At 41.2% G+C, this 17,205-nt stretch carries 13 protein-coding genes and 1 riboswitch; of the genes, 2 read left to right on the top strand and 11 right to left on the bottom strand.

Annotated elements, in window-relative coordinates; all coding sequences use genetic code 11:
- Nucleotides 1–192: hypothetical protein (locus DNJ75_RS11200; RefSeq protein WP_157968314.1), on the top strand; the 192-nt coding region annotated here is incomplete at its 5' end.
- A gap of 194 nt (nucleotides 193–386) precedes the next feature.
- Here the strand turns inward: DNJ75_RS11200 and dapA are convergent.
- The 4 genes from dapA to DNJ75_RS11180 form a co-directional block, all read right to left on the bottom strand.
- Entirely contained in the window at nucleotides 387–1,292 is a 906-nt protein-coding gene (gene dapA / locus DNJ75_RS11195) for a 4-hydroxy-tetrahydrodipicolinate synthase (RefSeq protein ID WP_117003544.1), read from the bottom strand.
- Entirely contained in the window at nucleotides 1,283–1,957 is a 675-nt protein-coding gene (locus DNJ75_RS11190) for a dihydrodipicolinate reductase C-terminal domain-containing protein (RefSeq protein ID WP_117003543.1), read from the bottom strand. The genes dapA and DNJ75_RS11190 overlap by 10 nt, the downstream gene beginning before the upstream one ends.
- Nucleotides 1,954–3,348, bottom strand: a complete 1,395-nt coding sequence (gene lysC, locus DNJ75_RS11185) for a lysine-sensitive aspartokinase 3 (RefSeq protein WP_117003542.1) — start codon at nucleotides 3,346–3,348, stop codon at nucleotides 1,954–1,956. The genes DNJ75_RS11190 and lysC overlap by 4 nt, the downstream gene beginning before the upstream one ends.
- 74 nt (nucleotides 3,349–3,422) lie before the next feature.
- Nucleotides 3,423–3,599: riboswitch (Lysine riboswitch) on the bottom strand.
- Nucleotides 3,600–3,688: 89 nt separating this feature from the next.
- Complete coding sequence (locus tag DNJ75_RS11180; protein WP_117003541.1) at nucleotides 3,689–4,564, bottom strand: glycosyltransferase family 2 protein; 876 nt, start codon at nucleotides 4,562–4,564, stop codon at nucleotides 3,689–3,691.
- A gap of 59 nt (nucleotides 4,565–4,623) precedes the next feature.
- Here DNJ75_RS11180 and DNJ75_RS11175 point away from each other — a divergent pair, with 59 nt between their 5' ends.
- Nucleotides 4,624–5,382: an indole-3-glycerol phosphate synthase TrpC gene (locus tag DNJ75_RS11175; RefSeq protein WP_117003540.1), complete on the top strand. Its 759-nt coding sequence runs from the start codon at nucleotides 4,624–4,626 to the stop codon at nucleotides 5,380–5,382.
- A 117-nt stretch (nucleotides 5,383–5,499) separates the two neighbouring features.
- On the opposite strand, the gene rpoC is transcribed toward DNJ75_RS11175, so the two are convergent.
- The 7 genes from rpoC to nusG form a co-directional block, all read right to left on the bottom strand.
- Complete coding sequence (gene rpoC, locus DNJ75_RS11170) at nucleotides 5,500–9,774, bottom strand: DNA-directed RNA polymerase subunit beta' (protein WP_170137224.1); 4,275 nt, start codon at nucleotides 9,772–9,774, stop codon at nucleotides 5,500–5,502.
- A 108-nt stretch (nucleotides 9,775–9,882) separates the two neighbouring features.
- A complete protein-coding gene (rpoB, locus tag DNJ75_RS11165; RefSeq protein ID WP_117003539.1) occupies nucleotides 9,883–13,974 on the bottom strand; it encodes a DNA-directed RNA polymerase subunit beta in 4,092 nt (1,363 codons plus the stop codon).
- 176 nt (nucleotides 13,975–14,150) lie between these two features.
- Nucleotides 14,151–14,525: a 50S ribosomal protein L7/L12 gene (gene rplL, locus DNJ75_RS11160; protein WP_117003538.1), complete on the bottom strand. Its 375-nt coding sequence runs from the start codon at nucleotides 14,523–14,525 to the stop codon at nucleotides 14,151–14,153.
- A 46-nt stretch (nucleotides 14,526–14,571) separates the two neighbouring features.
- Nucleotides 14,572–15,090, bottom strand: coding sequence for a 50S ribosomal protein L10 (gene rplJ, locus DNJ75_RS11155; RefSeq protein ID WP_117003537.1), 519 nt, complete (start codon nucleotides 15,088–15,090; stop codon nucleotides 14,572–14,574).
- A gap of 241 nt (nucleotides 15,091–15,331) precedes the next feature.
- Nucleotides 15,332–16,027: a 50S ribosomal protein L1 gene (gene rplA, locus DNJ75_RS11150; protein WP_117003536.1), complete on the bottom strand. Its 696-nt coding sequence runs from the start codon at nucleotides 16,025–16,027 to the stop codon at nucleotides 15,332–15,334.
- Nucleotides 16,027–16,461: a 50S ribosomal protein L11 gene (rplK, locus tag DNJ75_RS11145; protein WP_117003535.1), complete on the bottom strand. Its 435-nt coding sequence runs from the start codon at nucleotides 16,459–16,461 to the stop codon at nucleotides 16,027–16,029. The genes rplA and rplK overlap by 1 nt, the downstream gene beginning before the upstream one ends.
- A gap of 115 nt (nucleotides 16,462–16,576) precedes the next feature.
- Complete coding sequence (nusG, locus tag DNJ75_RS11140) at nucleotides 16,577–17,200, bottom strand: transcription termination/antitermination protein NusG (RefSeq protein ID WP_117003534.1); 624 nt, start codon at nucleotides 17,198–17,200, stop codon at nucleotides 16,577–16,579.
- Nucleotides 17,201–17,205 lie beyond the last annotated feature (5 nt).

The following is a 17,205-nucleotide window of genomic DNA, read 5'->3' as shown; positions in this document are numbered from 1 at the left end:
GTCATGCATCTTCCAAGTGATGCAGTCAATGAGCTAACACATAATGGCACTAAGCCGCAATACACCTTTTCTGCGGCACGAAAGTTGTTGATAAAGCGTCAGAATAAACTCAGGGTTTGTCAAAATGGTGAATCTGAGCTAAAAAATCATAGAAATTCATGGATTCAAATGATTATTGGGCTTGCCGCTTAACAAAACTTGGGAAAGTTCAGTTGATTTATTCATTACATTTAACTGACACAGATATGCTAATATACCGCCCGCAAACCATCTTACAGTATTTCTGTCATTGAATTTTTGATCCTTTCGAATGATTGAATTTTGATAATAGTCCTAGCTATTACCTGCAATCCAGTCCTTCAAAAGAATTTAAAACTTCTTCGACACTAAACACCACAAAATGATTCACGAACGGTATAATAACTTTGAATCTCGGCATTGGCTTGTTGCAAACGCTCAATACTTGTTAGCTCTTGAGCAATCAACGGCAAGCGTAAAGTATTACTATCAATAACACCCATATGTGCAAGCCACGCTTTTGCCGGAATGGGATTTGCGACACTAAAGCATGCAGCAGTTGCATCTTGCCATAAACGGCTTAAGGCTTCATCCGCTTCAAAACGCAACGAAGTTTCAACATAGGCTTTGGCTTCTTTTGGCCATAAATTGGAAACCACTGACACCAAGCCTTTGCCACCGACTTTGGCAAGCTCCGGCATCATCGCATCCTCGCCACTATATACATTAACGTGTGGCGCTATTTGTACATAACATTTAAAGCGTGAGATATCACCTGAAGCTTCTTTCAATGCCCATAAATTCGGATGATTTTTAAGTGCAGAAAAAGTATCAAAGCAAAGATTCACTCCCGTTCTTGATGGCACGTTATATAGCATACATGGCTTGTTTGCTTTGTCTAATAATGCACTAAACCAAGCAATTTGCCCTTGAGTGCCAGGCTTGGCATAAATCGGCGTGACCATCAAAAAGCCATCAACCGCTTGAGCGTTACAAAACTCAACCCACTTAAGCTGCTCGACCAATTGATAACCGCCCACACCAACAAGTAAGGGGACTTTAAGCCCTAAGCCACAGGCAAATCTCACCACTTGGCATTGCTCTTCATAACTCAATGCTAAAGCTTCACCCGTGCTACCTAAAATCAACACACCACAATCAGCGGCTTCTTGTTTGCGTAGCAGTCGCTCAAAACTCACCAGATCAATCTCACCACCTTCAAACATTGGTGTAACGACTGCTGTGTAGGTATTGTTGTTAATATTTATTGCCATGACACACCTCTTACTAATTCATCAAACTGGTAAAACCCAGCATTTAATTTATTTTCACACACAAAGCGCGCGCTCCATACGGCACCCTCAGCAAAAAGCTTGCTATCATGCGCCACATGCTTTAATTCAATGGTTTCATAAGGGTTTTCCACCTTTAATACATGCTCACCCTTTACATCTTCTTTACGAATAGACTCAATAGGGCATTCTTTCACATTAAGCCATGATTGCCATGACACGGCAGTACCACTGGGTGCATCAAGCTTTTGCGTGTGATGTGTTTCTGTTAAGTGAAAGTGACTATTTGTCACTAAGTTTTGCAGATTACCTAAGGTGTTTAGCATCTCTTTTATCAGTACCATCGACAGACTAAAGTTATTCGCTACCACCCAGGTTTGTCCTGATTGTTTGATGCGTTGTATTAAGGTTTCATCATAATGAAATCCTGTGGTGCCGCAAACGACAGAGACTTTACTTTGCAAAAGCACGGGCAATATTTGTCTTAAAACATCAGCACTGACGAAAACGATTGCCACTGTTGCCTTATTGAGTTTTTCGACAGTAACTAAGTTTTGTGAATCAAATACATCACTTATCTCATCTTCTTTTAAAAGATCAAGTACGGCTTTACCCGTTTTACCTCGACCGATTATTGCTACTTTCATCGCACACGCTCCTTAGTTGATTCACTAAAGAGATGTGTATAAATATCCATCATTACACCCTTTGCATCTTCTGCTGCTACTAACAGGCAGATATTATGCCCACTTGCGCCGTGGCTGAAAAGGCGAACATTATAACTTTCAAGAGCGGCAAAGAGCTTAGCACTTATTCCTTTGTGCTGATGTAATCGATTCCCCACCACTGCAATCAATGATAAGTTGTGCTCGACACTAATCTCAAGATTACCGATGGATTGCAGCTCATCTAATAGTGCTTCGGTTAATAGGCTTTCACCTACTGACTGGCTACCTATATGATCCAAGGTTAAAGCAATACTTACTTCACTTGTCGTCACCAAATCAACCGATATATTGTGTTTGGCTAAAATACTAAATACTTTGGCTAAAAAACCCTGTGCATGAAACATGTCAAAGCTTTTGAGTGTCATTAAAAGCTGGTTTTTACGCTCAGCAATCGCGCGAATTTGCGGTGGCTCCTTTAAGCTATTACCCTTGGCAGTAATCCAAGTACCGCCCATTTTAGGCGAAAACGTAGAGCCCACAAATACATCAATATTGCTACTTATTGCCGGCCATAAGGTTGCCGGATGCAAAACTTTAGCACCAAAGGTAGCAAGCTCTGCTGCCTCATTAAAGCTTAAACTCTCAATCGCTCGCGCTTGTGGAATAATGCGTGGATCAGCTTCATAAATACCCGCAACATCCGTCCAGATTTTCACCGACTTTGCTTGCAAAGCCTGTGCTAAAAGAGCCGCACTATAGTCGCTTCCACCTCGACCTAAGGTCGTTGTTTTACCTTTTGCATCCATACCAATAAAACCCTCACAGATGAGCACTTGATCAGCAAGTAGCAGTGGCAGCATATGTGTCGTCACTTGTGCTTTAATCTCATCTAAATTGGGCTTTGCTTGAGAGAAATTACTATTGGTTTTCATCACGGTTTGCACATTAAAGTACTGAGCGTTAATCTTATTCTGTCTGAAAATTGCCGCGACAAGTTGCGCTGAGATCCGCTCACCAAATGATAATATCTCATCGCTTAGCTCTTTGGTATTCAGACGCACACTCATTTGTGCCAGAAACACAAGATCATCTATACGCTGTTTTATATCGCTGTGCAAATAAGTGCAATCAATCGCTTCAACAATTGGTGTTAGTATGTTTTTAATATCATCAACAATACCTGAAATCTCATGCACAGACTTTACATGATGCGCCAACTTTACCAAGAGATTGGTTACCCCTGATTGTGCACTCACGACAACAACGCGCACACTTGGCGAAGACTTGATAATTTCTGCGCATTGGCAGATCGCGTTTAGATTAGCGACACTTGTGCCTCCAAACTTCGCGACGACAAAAGGGTTTTGCATAAAGCTTCTCCATTTATCGACACGGGGTTACGGCTTTTGCAAAATTTGACTCATGTGTTTGACAAAAATACAAATACAACCGAAGCGCCCCACGTCTTTGTTGACGTGACAGTCCTGCTGCCTTTTAGCAGCAGACCCAAGTAATTCAGCCATAACACATCATTACTTTCGGCGCTTGCTCTATTGCTGTTGATCGCTAGATGTTATGATCTTCACAAAAGCGCTGTAGCTTGCGCACCTCTTCTTTTATTTTTTAAACTCTTTAAATTTAATCTTTTGTCACGGTAACGCGACTTTTTTACTATAACGTTTGCCTTTTACAGCTGTCAAAACTTTTATGCTAGATTTTTTTGAAATACTTGCGACTTAAGTCCAAACCGAATAATTTCTCAAGTTTCATTTTAAAACGTTGGCGTTTTTCTTTTTTGGTTAGAACATGATTTGGATTGGCTTTGAACAGCCCTTCTTCTTTGACAAAAAAGCCCTCGATAATCTTAGGGTGAACCCCCTTAAATTCGGTTAAAATTTGATGATCAATATCACTGTATTTTGAGTCAAAACCTTCAGATTTGCCCCAATGCTTATTCACTTGGCTGATTTTCTTACTCATTGCCGCCTCAGGTCGCACCCAACCATAATGATAGATATAATTATCCAGTAATTTCGCCTTTGGGTAGCGTGCGATACGATTAGACTTCTTAGGATCAAGAACCAACCAATACAAACCATCAGGCGCATAACTTCTAACACTTGCCTTAATGATTCTTGGCGCATAACGATACCAAGTCGGTGATGACAGATACGTATTAGCATTGCCATAAAAATGGTAATAATGAAATGCTAAGGCTTCAACTTCTTGGTCATCTTTATAACGATGTAACGCCTCTTTAATCGTCTGAAGATCATTTTCATGCACGATCTCATCACCCTCTAAATAAAAAAGCCAATCTCCAGTACAAGCAAACTGGGCAATCATTTTCTGCTGGGCATAGGTATAACCCTTTACCTGCATATGTTCATTCCATACTGTTTCGATAACTTTAATCTTCGGATGCTCTTTTGCTAACTGCTGCAAAACCTCGGGACTATTATCTTGCGACTGTCCCAAAGCGATTACAAACTCATCACAGATTGGCAAAATAGACTTAATCGATTGAATGTAGGGAAAGCATAGCTCTTCGGCATTGCGTAAAAAGGTAAATCCTGATAATTTCATAACACATTTCAACATTTTTATTTTTTAATAGTGTACACATAAAGTAATAAGGACATAACGTGATTTTACAAAAAATTATTGAATCAAAAAGTCAAGAGCTTAAGCAGCTCCCCGATCTAATCCCTCAAGCATTACTTCCTGCAAAATATGATTTTTTACACGCCATAAAAACGCATAAGCCTGCAATTATTGCTGAGCTTAAATCCAAATCACCTTCTGAAGGAGTCATTGACCCAAATTATGACCCAGTTACAATTGCTAAAGCCTACCAAAGTGGTGGTGCTTGTGCTTTATCCATTTTGACTGATAAACCTTTTTTCGGTGGGAGTTTTGAAGATATTCGCAAAGTACGTGATGTAGTGACCATCCCAATATTATGCAAAGACTTCATTATCGATGAAAAACAAATCTATCAAGCGCGCCTTAAAGGTGCTGACGCCTGTCTTTTGATCGTACGCTGCTTAGACAAAGTACGTTTACAAACACTTATCCAATGTGTTGAATCACTCAATATGACGGCACTGGTTGAAGTATTTGATGAAAAAGAAACAGAAACTGCCTTAGCCTGTAATGCCAAATTAATCGGTGTTAACAATCGCAATCTAGATACGCTTGAGATGGACACCAATAATATCGCACGCTTACAAAAAATAACTCCGAAAGATATTACGCTATTGAGTCTATCAGGTGCCAAAACCCCTCAAGACCTCCATCATTTTGGCTGCACCTATGACGGCGTTTTAGCAGGAACAGCTTTAATGCGTGCTAATGATAAGGTGGCATTCTTGCAGGAAGCGATAAACGCAACAGCACCATAGTCATCAATTTCACCAACACCCATCGCAAACTTTTTTTACGTGAATATAAACAAAAAAGCCCCGTTGGGATAATCCCAACGGGGCTTCAAGTTATATTTAGTTTCAGACAATCAATGACTACTCGTCATAGTCCTCATCATCATCTTGTCTTTTGTTTTCATCAAGATCGTCATCACCGATAACAAATAGATCTTCAAGATCAACACTATTTTCTTCAGCATCTGCATTTAATGCCGCACTTAACGCCATTTCAAGCTCATCCATCGATGGACCTGTTTCTAGTGCTTCTTGCTCTTGTAAGTGCTTACGCTTACGCTCTTGGTGATGAGCAAGCCCCGTACCAGATGGAATCAAGCGCCCAATCAATACGTTTTCTTTTAAGCCGCGCAATTGATCTTCTTGCCCACTGACTGAAGCTTCCGTCAATACACGCGTCGTTTCTTGGAAAGACGCGGCTGATAGGAACGACTCTGTAGACAATGATGCTTTTGTGATACCCAATAAAATCGGCTCATAAATCGCTTCCAACTTGCCTTCAGCACGTAGCTTCTCATTCTCTTCCAAGACTTGAACCAATTCAACTGGCTCACCATCAACGAACTTACTGTCACCCGCGCCTAAGATGTTCACCTTACGCAACATCTGACGAATAACCGTCTCGATATGCTTATCGTTAATACCCACACCTTGTAAGCGGTAAACTTCTTGGATTTCATTGATAATGTAATCTGCAAGCTCATGCACGCCTTTCAAACGTAAGATTTCATGTGGATCTAATGGTCCGTCAGAAATGATTTCACCCTTAGAAACATGCTCACCTTCAAATACGTTAATATGACGCCATTTAGGAATCATAATTTCAATCGGATCCATATCTTCTGGTGAAATGATCAAACGACGTTTACCCTTGGTCTCTTTACCGAAGCTAACAATACCTGAAGTCTCTGCCATGATTGCAGCGTCTTTAGGACGACGCGCTTCAAACAAGTCTGCAACGCGTGGTAGACCCCCAGTAATATCTTTGTTTTTAGAGCCTTCTTGTGGAATACGCGCAATAACGTCACCGACTTCGATCTTGGTGCCATTTTCGATATTCAAAATCGCACCGACTGGCATAAAGTAGCTTGCTGGAATATTGGTATTCGGGAAGCACAACTCTTCACCGACCTCATCAATCAAGCGCACCAATGGTTTGATGTCTCTATTACCACTTTTTTGCGAGTCAGAGGTAATAACAATACTAGAAAGTCCTGTCATTTCATCTGCTTGGTGCTTCATCGTCACACCATCAATAAAGTCAACGAAGTTGATGTGTCCCGCAACCTCAGCAACCACAGGATGTGTATGCGGATCCCATGTTGCAACAACGGCACCCGCTTTGACTTGTGCATCATCGTTTACTGGTAACTCAGCACCGTATGGCACTTTGTATTTCTCGCGCTCACGTCCAAACTTATCAATAATACTAATTTCACCTGAACGCGAAACAACCACGTGGTTACCTTCGCGGTTTTTAACGGTTTTAATATTATTAAACTTAATACGTCCGCCATTTTTGATCTGAACGTTGTTTTCAGCAGTATCCTGCGATGCCGCACCACCAATATGGAACGTACGCATCGTTAACTGTGTACCTGGCTCACCAATCGATTGTGCTGCAACAACACCAACTGACTCACCCATATTAACCAAATGTCCACGCGCAAGGTCACGACCATAACATTTAGCACATAAACCACGACGCGTTTCGCAGGTAATCGATGAACGGATGATCACTTGGTCAACACCGTTCTTCTCAATCAATTCAACGACTTTCTCATCAAGTAATGTACCAGCTTCAACCAAGATTTCATCTTCACCTGGCTTGTAGATATCTTCAGCATTGACACGACCTAGTAGACGTTCACCCAAAGGTACAACCACATCGCCACCTTCAATCAAGGCAGAAACCGTTACCCCTTTTTGTGTACCACAGTCATCTTCAATAATCACAAGATCCTGTGCCACGTCAACAAGACGACGTGTTAAGTAACCTGAGTTAGCTGTCTTTAACGCTGTATCAGCAAGACCCTTACGAGCACCATGCGTTGATGTAAAGTATTGTAAAACCGATAGACCTTCACGGAAGTTTGCCGTAATTGGCGTTTCAATAATCGAGCCATCTGGTTTTGCCATCAAGCCACGCATACCAGCCAGCTGTCTGATCTGTGCTGCAGAACCCCGCGCACCTGAATCTGCCATCATATATACTGAGTTAAATGACTCTTGTTCGATTTCATTACCTGCGTTATCAGCAACTTTTTCTTTTGCGATCACTTCCATCATGGACTTGGCAACTTTCTCGTTAGCACGTGACCAAATATCAATTACTTTGTTGTAACGCTCACCTGCAGTGACCAAACCACTGGCGTATTGCTCAGAAATTTCTTTAACTTGACCTTCAGCCTCAGCCAAAATACCCACTTTAGCATCAGGAATAATCATGTCGTTAATACCGATTGAGATACCTGATTTTGTTGAATACTTATAACCGGCATACATTAACTGGTCAGCGAAGATTACTGTGGCTTTGGTGCCCAAACGGCGATAGCACTGATCGATAATCTTACCAACGGTTTTCTTAGTCAATGGTTGATTAATCAATGAAAACGGTAAGCCCTCTGGTAGGATGCTTGATAATAAAGCACGACCAACCGTTGTTTCAACAATACCTTTCTCATCAATATATTCGCCAGATTCAAGCAGAACCTTATGATCCAGACGGACTTTAATCTTTGCATGAATGTCAACAACCCCTGCATCATAAGCACGTTGAACGTGCAATAAATCAGCGAATAATTTACCTTCACCTTTAGCATTAACCTTTTCACGCGTTACATAATAAAGACCTAGAACGATATCCTGCGTTGGTGCGATCACAGGCGAGCCACTTGCTGGAGATAAGATGTTATTGGTTGACATCATCAACACACGCGCTTCAAGCTGAGCTTCAATCGTCAATGGTACGTGAACCGCCATCTGATCCCCGTCAAAGTCAGCGTTAAATGCCGTACAGACTAATGGGTGCAATTGAATTGCTTTACCTTCAATCAAGGTTGGCTCAAATGCTTGAATACCTAATCTATGCAGTGTTGGTGCACGGTTAAGAAGCACTGGATGCTCGCGGATCACTTCTTCTAAGATATCCCAAACAACGGCTTCTTCACGCTCAACCATTTTCTTAGCAGCTTTAATCGTTGTCGCATGCTCATAATGCTCAAGTTTTGAATAGATAAACGGCTTAAATAGCTCTAAGGCCATCTTCTTTGGTAAACCACATTGGTGTAAACGCAATGTTGGACCAACGGTAATTACTGAACGTCCAGAATAGTCAACACGCTTACCTAAAAGGTTTTGACGGAAACGACCTTGTTTACCTTTGATCATATCTGCTAATGATTTCAAGGCACGTTTATTTGAGCCGGTGACCGCACGTCCGCGGCGACCGTTATCCAATAAAGCATCAACTGATTCCTGTAGCATACGCTTTTCGTTACGTACGATAATATCAGGTGCATTTAGCTCTAAAAGACGCTTTAAACGATTGTTACGGTTAATCACACGGCGATATAAATCATTCAAATCAGAGGTTGCAAAACGTCCGCCATCTAATGGTACTAATGGACGTAAATCCGGTGGTAACACTGGTAAAACCGTCATAATCATCCACTCAGGTTTATTACCTGATTCACGGAATGATTCTAATAATTTCAAGCGCTTTGTTAATTTCTTAAGCTTAGTTTCTGAATTGGTTGTTGGGATCTCTTCACGGATCGTTTCAATCTCATGGTTAAGATCAGTATCAATCAATAACTTTTGAATTGCTTCAGCACCCATTTGTGCTTCAAACTCATCACCATACTCTTCTAATGCATCAAGATACGTTTCTTCATTGAGTAATTGTCCTTTCTCAAAAGGTGTCATCCCAGGATCAGTTACTGCATATGCTTCAAAATATAAAATACGCTCGATATCGCGTAATGTCATATCTAATAACAAACCAATACGCGATGGTAGTGATTTCAAATACCAAATATGCGCTACAGGACAAGCCAAATCAATATGTCCCATACGCTCACGACGCACACGCGCTTGTGTGACTTCAACACCGCACTTCTCGCAAATGATACCACGATGCTTTAAACGCTTGTATTTACCACACAAACATTCGTAATCTTTGATTGGACCAAAGATTTTAGCACAAAACAAACCATCTCTTTCTGGCTTGAATGTACGATAGTTAATGGTTTCTGGTTTTTTTACCTCACCATATGACCATGAGTGAATCATTTCAGGTGACGCAAGACCGACACGAATACGGTCAAACTCTAAATCTTTACCTTGCTGTTTCATACCGCCTAGTAAGTTTTTCAAGGCTCTACTCCTAATTTTTGCAAAGTTTTAAATCAAAATGCTACAGGCTATGCCCGTAGCTGTTTCATCACGACAACTAAAGTACGTTTAGTTTTCTAAGTCAGACTCAAGGTCAATATCAATACCTAATGCACGTACTTCTTTCATCAATACATTGAAAGATTCAGGTAGACTTGCGTCCATCTTAAAATTACCATCAACAATATTTTTGTACATTCTGGTGCGACCATTCACATCATCCGATTTAACCGTCAACATTTCACGAAGTGTATAAGCAGCACCATAAGCTTGTAGTGCCCATACCTCCATCTCACCAAAACGTTGACCACCAAACTGTGCTTTACCACCAAGTGGCTGCTGCGTAACCAAACTATAAGAACCTGTTGAACGCGCATGCATCTTGTCATCAACCAAGTGGTCTAACTTCAACATGTACATATAACCAACGGTTACATGGCGATCAAATGGTAAGCCAGTACGCCCATCATAAAGCTGAGCTTGACCGCTTTCATTTAAGCCACAAAGTTTTAGAAGATCTTTGATGTCTTTCTCTTTAGCACCATCAAAAACAGGGGTTGCAATAGGTACACCTGCTCTTAGGTTATACGCCATTTCAATCACTTGATCATCATCAAGCTGACTTAAATCAACTTTCTTATTACCAATCGTGTTATAGACTTCTTCTAGAGTCTTACGAATATCTTGCGCTTTCTGACTAGCTTCAAGTGCATCCGAGACTTTGTGCCCTAACGCTCTTGCTGCCATACCCATATGCGTCTCAAGTACCTGACCGATGTTCATACGTGATGGAACCCCTAGTGGATTCAAGACGATGTCCATAGGTGTGCCATCTTCAAGATAAGGCATATCTTCAATTGGCAGAATGCGCGAAACAACACCCTTGTTACCATGACGACCCGCCATCTTATCACCCGGTTGGATACGACGCTTAACGGCAACAAACACTTTAACAATCTTAAGAACGCCAGGAGATAAATCATCACCTTGGGTAAGCTTCTTGCGTTTTGCTTCAAACTTCGTTTCAAAGTCTTTGCGCGCTTGTTCAATCTGTGCTTTACAACGTGTAATTGCTTCCATCGTTGCTTCATCTTCCGCACGGATATCAAGCCACTGGACAAATTCAAGATTCTTTAAGTACTCTTTAGTAATCTCTTGCCCACGCTTTATGCCGCTAGGACCAGCAAGTGCCTTCTTACCATTTAGCTCTTGTAATAAATAAGAGCGCACTGCACCTTCGACAATACGATATTCATCACGTAAATCTTTACGAATACGTGCTAATTCTGCTTTTTCAATTTCAACAGAACGTTGGTCTTTTTCTAAGCCATCACGCGTAAACACTTGAACGTTAATGACAGTACCATACATACCCGTTGGCATTCTTAATGAACTGTCTTTAACATCGGAAGCTTTCTCACCAAAAATCGCACGTAGTAGTTTTTCTTCAGGTGTCAATTGCTGCTCAGCCTTAGGCGTGATCTTAGCAACCAAAACATCACCAGGCGCGACATTAGCACCAATATGAATAATACCTGCTTCATCTAGCTTATTTAATGCATGCTCGCTGACATTTGGAATATCTGAAGTGATTTCTTCAGCACCTAATTTCGTACCACGCGCAATACACGTTAATTCTTCAATATGAATAGAAGTGTAACGATCATCTTCAACAATACGCTCTGATAGTAGAATCGAATCCTCAAAGTTAAAACCATTCCACGGCATAAATGCTACAAGAAGGTTTTGACCTAAAGCCAATTCTGCCATATCAGTTGATGAACCATCTGCTAATACATCGCCTTTTTTAACGACATCGCCAGGACGAACGATTGGGCGCTGGTTAATACAGGTATTTTTGTTTGAACGACGGAACTTTGTTAAGTTATAAATATCAACAACAGAGTCACCTTCATTGATTTCGTCATTACTCGCACAAACAACGATACGACCACCATCAACCACATCAACCACGCCTGAACGCTTAGCGACAATACACGTACCTGAGTCACGCGCGACAATACGCTCCATTCCCGTACCAACTAGTGGCTTCTCAGCTCTAAGCGTTGGCACAGCCTGACGTTGCATGTTTGAACCCATCAATGCACGGTTCGCATCATCATGCTCCAAGAACGGAATAAGCGCTGCGGCAACAGACACCATTTGTTTTGCCGAAACGTCCATATATTGAACTTGATCAGCGGTTGTAAAAATTGCTTCGCCTTTTGAACGGCACTGAATTAATTCATCGGTTAGACGACCTTTTTTATCCATCGCAGCAGATGCTTGAGCGATCACATAGTTGCCCTCATCAATCGCTGATAAATAATCGATTTCATCCGTGGCAACACCATCAATCACCTTGCGATATGGCGCTTCTAAGAATCCATAATGATTCGTGCGCGCATAACATGCCAAAGAGTTGATCAAACCAATGTTTGGACCTTCCGGTGTTTCAATCGGACATAAACGACCATAATGTGTTGTATGAACGTCACGCACCTCAAAGCCTGCACGATCTCTTGATAAACCGCCTGGACCTAATGCTGAAATACGGCGCTTATGCGTCACTTCTGATAATGGGTTATCTTGATCCATAAACTGTGACAATGCACCTGAACCAAAGAATTCTTTAATCGAAGCAGTAATTGGTTTTGCATTAACAAGATCTTGCGGCATCGCACTTTCACGATCAACCATTGATAAGCGTTCACGCACTGATCTTTCAACACGAACCAAACCGATTCTAAATTGGTTTTCAGTCATCTCACCAACCGCACGGATACGGCGATTTCCTAAGTGATCAATATCATCAACATCACCGCGACCATCACGAATATCAATCAATGTTTTAACCACATCAATAATATCTTCTTTAGTTAAAACACCAGCTCCTTTATCTGTCTTACGACCTAAGCGATTGTTAAACTTCATGCGACCAACTGCCGATAGATCATAACGATCTTCTGAGAAGAACAAACCTTGGAAAAGGTTCTCTGCTGAATCTTTTGTTGGCGGCTCACCTGGACGCATCATACGATAAATTTCAACCAACGCATCATCACGATCACGACATACGTCATTGCGCAGCGTATCAGCAATATAAGCGCCACGATCCAAATCATTCGTGTTAAGCGTTTGGAATGTTGTAATACCACGATCTGAAAGTTTCTCTAGTAACGCAGGTGTAATTTCTTCATTCGCTTTAGCTAAAACTTCACCTGAAGTTTCATCAACGATACGCGAATACAACACCTTGCCAACAACATAGGAAACCGGAACTTCGATCTTATTTAGACCTTGCTCTTTCATCAACTTGGTATGTCTTGCGGTAATACGCTTGCCTTCGGCAACCAACACTTTACCTTCTTTATCAACCACATCAAATGAAGCCGTTGTTCCTTTTAATGAATCCGGATCAAATGTCATCATTATAGCGCCATCTTCGACAGCAAACTCAACCGGCTCATAAAAAATCTTTAATAACTCATCTTCTGTATAGCCAAGTGCCTTTAGCAACACAGTGGATGGCAGTTTACGACGTCTATCTATACGCACATAAAGTAAGTCTTTTGGATCAAACTCAAAGTCTAACCATGATCCACGATACGGGATCACGCGTGCTGAATGTAATATCTTACCTGAGGAATGGGTTTTACCTTTATCATGATCAAAAAACACCCCTGGCGAACGATGAAGTTGTGACACAACCACACGCTCTGTACCATTGATTACGAAGGTGCCGTTATCAGTCATTAATGGGATTTCGCCCATATAGACTTCTTGCTCACGGACATCTTTAATCACTTTATCTTCGACTGGTGCATCTTTATCATAGATAACCAATCTAAGCTTCACACGCAACGGAGCAGCATAGGTTACCCCTCTAATGCTACACTCGTTCTCATCAAAAACAGGCTCACCTAAACGGTAGCTTACATAGTGAAGCTCGGAATACCCTGAAACGCTTGCTATAGGGAACACCGATTTAAAAGCTGCTTCTAAACCGTTATTTTTACGGTTTTGCGCTTTCACATCTTGTTGTAAAAACTCTTTATATGAATTCACTTGAACAGCAAGCAAATATGGAACATCTAGAATATTAGGAAGGTTCCCAAATTCTTTACGGATTCTTTTTTTCTCAGCGTATGAGTACGACATCAGGCACTTCCTCTGACTACATTCGTTTTAACCACTAAATCATGCCAAAAGTTTGGAAAACTTTATTTATCTGCAATTACAGACACATCTACAAATGCTATTTGTTAGATAGCAGAAAAGGCCAACAGATAAAATACCTGTTAGCCTTTACTTTTTAACTTAAAATAATCGTTTGATTACTTAAGCTCAACCTTAGCACCAGCTTCTTCAAGCTGCTTTTTAAGTGCATCAGCATCAGCTTTAGAAGCAGCTTCTTTGATCGTGAAAGGCACGCCTTCAACAGCATCTTTTGCTTCTTTAAGACCCAAGCCAGTTGCTGCACGAACCGCTTTGATCGCGCCAACTTTGTTAGCACCTGCATCAACTAAAACAACGTCAAATTCAGTTTTTTCTTCTGCAGCGGCAGCATCACCAGCAGCAGGTGCAGCAACTGCAACAGCAGCTTGTGCAGAAACACCGAATTTTTCTTCCATCATTTTAACCAATTCACAAACATCCATAACGCTCATTTCAGCAACTGCATTTAGGATATCTTCTTTAGTAATAGCCATTATATACTCCTATTAAATAATTTAATTTCAAAAACGAAAAGTGGTTTTATTTTGCATCACCAACAGCAGCGAATACACGAACAGCTTGCGCTGGAATCTCGTTAGCTGTACGCACAAACTTGGTAACAGGTGCAAGTAACACATTGCACAATAACGCAAGCGCGTCGTTTCTACTTGGAAGCTTAGACATTTCTTCTAGCTTATCAGCACCAAACAACTCACCGCCCATTGCTAAGTTCTTCACTTCAAAAGCTTTATGATCTTTCATAAAATTTTTGAATAATTTAGCAGCCGCACCTGGCTCCTCTTTCGAGAAAGCCAATACTAAAGGACCGACAAGTGCATCGTTCATGCACTCAAACTCAGTACCTTTAAATGCGATTCTTGCTAAGTTATTGCGAACAACTTTCAAGTACACACCTGATTCACGAGCCTGTTTACGTAAATTACTCATTTGATTCACAGTCAAGCCACGGTAATCAGCTACCGCTGCAGACAATGCCAAGGATGCCTGTTCGGCAACTTCTGCCACAATCGCTTTTTTATCTTCAAGCTTTAGCGCCATTAGCTAATCCTCTTGTTTTTGTCTACGTTATTATTTAATACGATGTTTGAAACCAAATAAAAAATTTTATTCTCTTCAAAGGTCACACGCACCGTCTGCGTAGGAAATTAAGCGATCTTTCGATCACACCTACGGTCTTTGACATCACTGACTTAACATGACATTAAGTAGCGACCCAAAGAAACTTGTTTAAGTCCTTAGCACAAAATCGCACCAAGGCACACAAAAAAGGCTCGTTATCTTAAACCTCGATTGTGCTCATGTCAAGCAAAATCCCAGGACCCATTGTGCTAGATACTGTAATCTTCTTGATATAAACGCCTTTTGCTGCTGCAGGCTTAAGCTTTTTAAGATCTGCCAAAAGCGTTTCTAAGTTTTGTTGCAAAGCTGCTGGTTCAAAATCAGCTTTACCAATAGTCGTATGCACGATACCTGCTTTATCAACGCGGAAACGAACCTGACCTGCTTTTGCATTCGTAACTGCTTGAGCAACATCAGTTGTTACCGTACCTACTTTAGGGTTCGGCATTAAACCTTTAGGTCCAAGAATTTGACCTAGCTGACCAACAACACGCATTGCATCAGGCGTTGCGATTACAACGTCAAAATCCATATTGCCTTTTTTAACTTCAGCTGCCAAATCATCCATACCAACGATATCAGCACCAGCTTCAGTTGCCTTGAGTACATTCTCACCTTGCGTGAAAACTGCAACACGAACTGTTTTACCTGTACCATTTGGCAATACAGAAGCGCCACGCACAACTTGATCAGATTTACGCGGATCAACACCTAAATTAACTGCAACATCGATCGATTCTTTGAACTTAACTTTTGAAAGTTCTTTCAAAAGGTTGAATGCATCAGTTGCTGAATACGCATTTAATCTGTTTATTTTTTCAGACAATGCTTTCATTCTTTTTGATAACTTAGCCATTATTCAACCCCCTCAACTTTAAGACCCATGCTACGCGCGCTACCTGCAATTGTTCTAACCGCAGCATCTAAAGTTGCCGCTGTTAAATCAGGTTCTTTTGCCTTAGCAATCTCTTCTAGTTGCTCACGATTAACCGTACCTGCCACTTCTTTTGAAGGCTTAGAACTACCAGATTTAATCTTAGCAGCCTTTTTCAACAAGAATGAAGCCGGTGGCGTTTTCATTGTGAAAGTGAAACTTCTGTCGCTATATACAGTAATCACAACAGGAACTGGTGAACCCTGTTCCATTTTTTGTGTCTGCGCGTTAAATGCTTTACAGAATTCCATAATATTCACACCGTGCTGACCCAATGCTGGACCAATCGGAGGACTAGGGTTTGCTTGCCCTGCTTTTACCTGAAGCTTAATATAAGCTTGTACTTTCTTTGCCATTATTTACTCCTAATTTGGGTATAACGCTATTCTTTTATAAATAGCTTCCCTGTTACATTTGCTTAATGCCTAGCATCAAGCACCTTATATCACCGACTCTGGCAGTGATAAACTCTTAAGCATCTTTCTCGACTTGAGAGAATTCTAACTCGACAGGCGTTGAACGACCAAAAATTGAGACCGCAACATGCACGCGCGATTTTTCATAGTTAATCTCTTCAACCACACCGGTAAAGTCAGCAAATGGACCATCCAACACACGAACCACTTGACCAACCTGAAAGGTGGTACGCGGTTTCGGTGCAGTCTTATCAGCACCTGTTTTTAATGAACCTAGAATTCTTTCTGCTTCTGCATTAGTAATTGGCATCGGACGCTCACTTGTGCCGCCAACAAACCCACTAACACGAGGTATACGACGCACTAACTGCCAAGCAGCTTCATCCATTTCCATCTGTATCAATACATAGCCAGGGAAAAATTTACGCTCACTTTTACGCTTTTGCCCAGCCTTCATTTCAACAACTTCTTCAGTTGGAACTAAAATCTTGCCAAAGAAATGCTCTAAGCCTTCGAGCTTTATTTTCTCTTCAATCTGAGTCTTTACACGCTTTTCATAGCCTGAGTAAGCTTGAATAACATACCACCTCTTCTTGCCGCCACTCTCTGCTTGCGCATCTGACTGTGCAGCTTCTGTTTCGACATGCTCATTAGGCACATCTTTTTCATCCGCAGACATAAACA

It is taken from the genome of Cysteiniphilum litorale, from assembly GCF_003428165.1.
Taxonomy (GTDB): domain Bacteria; phylum Pseudomonadota; class Gammaproteobacteria; order Francisellales; family Francisellaceae; genus Caedibacter; species Caedibacter litoralis.
Note: the sequence above shows the minus strand (reverse complement) of the source record. Positions and strands in the feature narration are given on the sequence as shown.

Excerpts from the sequence above, each read along its gene's own strand:
- rplK (WP_117003535.1), bottom strand. The coding sequence starts at position 16,461 with ATGGCAAAGAAAGTACAAGCTTATATTAAGCTTCAGGTAAAAGCAGGG.
- lysC (WP_117003542.1), bottom strand. The coding sequence starts at position 3,348 with ATGCAAAACCCTTTTGTCGTCGCGAAGTTTGGAGGCACAAGTGTCGCT.
- nusG (WP_117003534.1), bottom strand. The coding sequence starts at position 17,200 with ATGTCTGCGGATGAAAAAGATGTGCCTAATGAGCATGTCGAAACAGAA.
- rplA (WP_117003536.1), bottom strand. The coding sequence starts at position 16,027 with ATGGCTAAGTTATCAAAAAGAATGAAAGCATTGTCTGAAAAAATAAAC.
- DNJ75_RS11180 (WP_117003541.1), bottom strand. The coding sequence starts at position 4,564 with ATGAAATTATCAGGATTTACCTTTTTACGCAATGCCGAAGAGCTATGC.
- dapA (WP_117003544.1), bottom strand. The coding sequence starts at position 1,292 with ATGGCAATAAATATTAACAACAATACCTACACAGCAGTCGTTACACCA.
- rplJ (WP_117003537.1), bottom strand. The coding sequence starts at position 15,090 with ATGGCGCTAAAGCTTGAAGATAAAAAAGCGATTGTGGCAGAAGTTGCC.
- rpoC (WP_170137224.1), bottom strand. The coding sequence starts at position 9,774 with ATGAAACAGCAAGGTAAAGATTTAGAGTTTGACCGTATTCGTGTCGGT.
- rpoB (WP_117003539.1), bottom strand. The coding sequence starts at position 13,974 with ATGTCGTACTCATACGCTGAGAAAAAAAGAATCCGTAAAGAATTTGGG.
- DNJ75_RS11190 (WP_117003543.1), bottom strand. The coding sequence starts at position 1,957 with ATGAAAGTAGCAATAATCGGTCGAGGTAAAACGGGTAAAGCCGTACTT.
- rplL (WP_117003538.1), bottom strand. The coding sequence starts at position 14,525 with ATGGCTATTACTAAAGAAGATATCCTAAATGCAGTTGCTGAAATGAGC.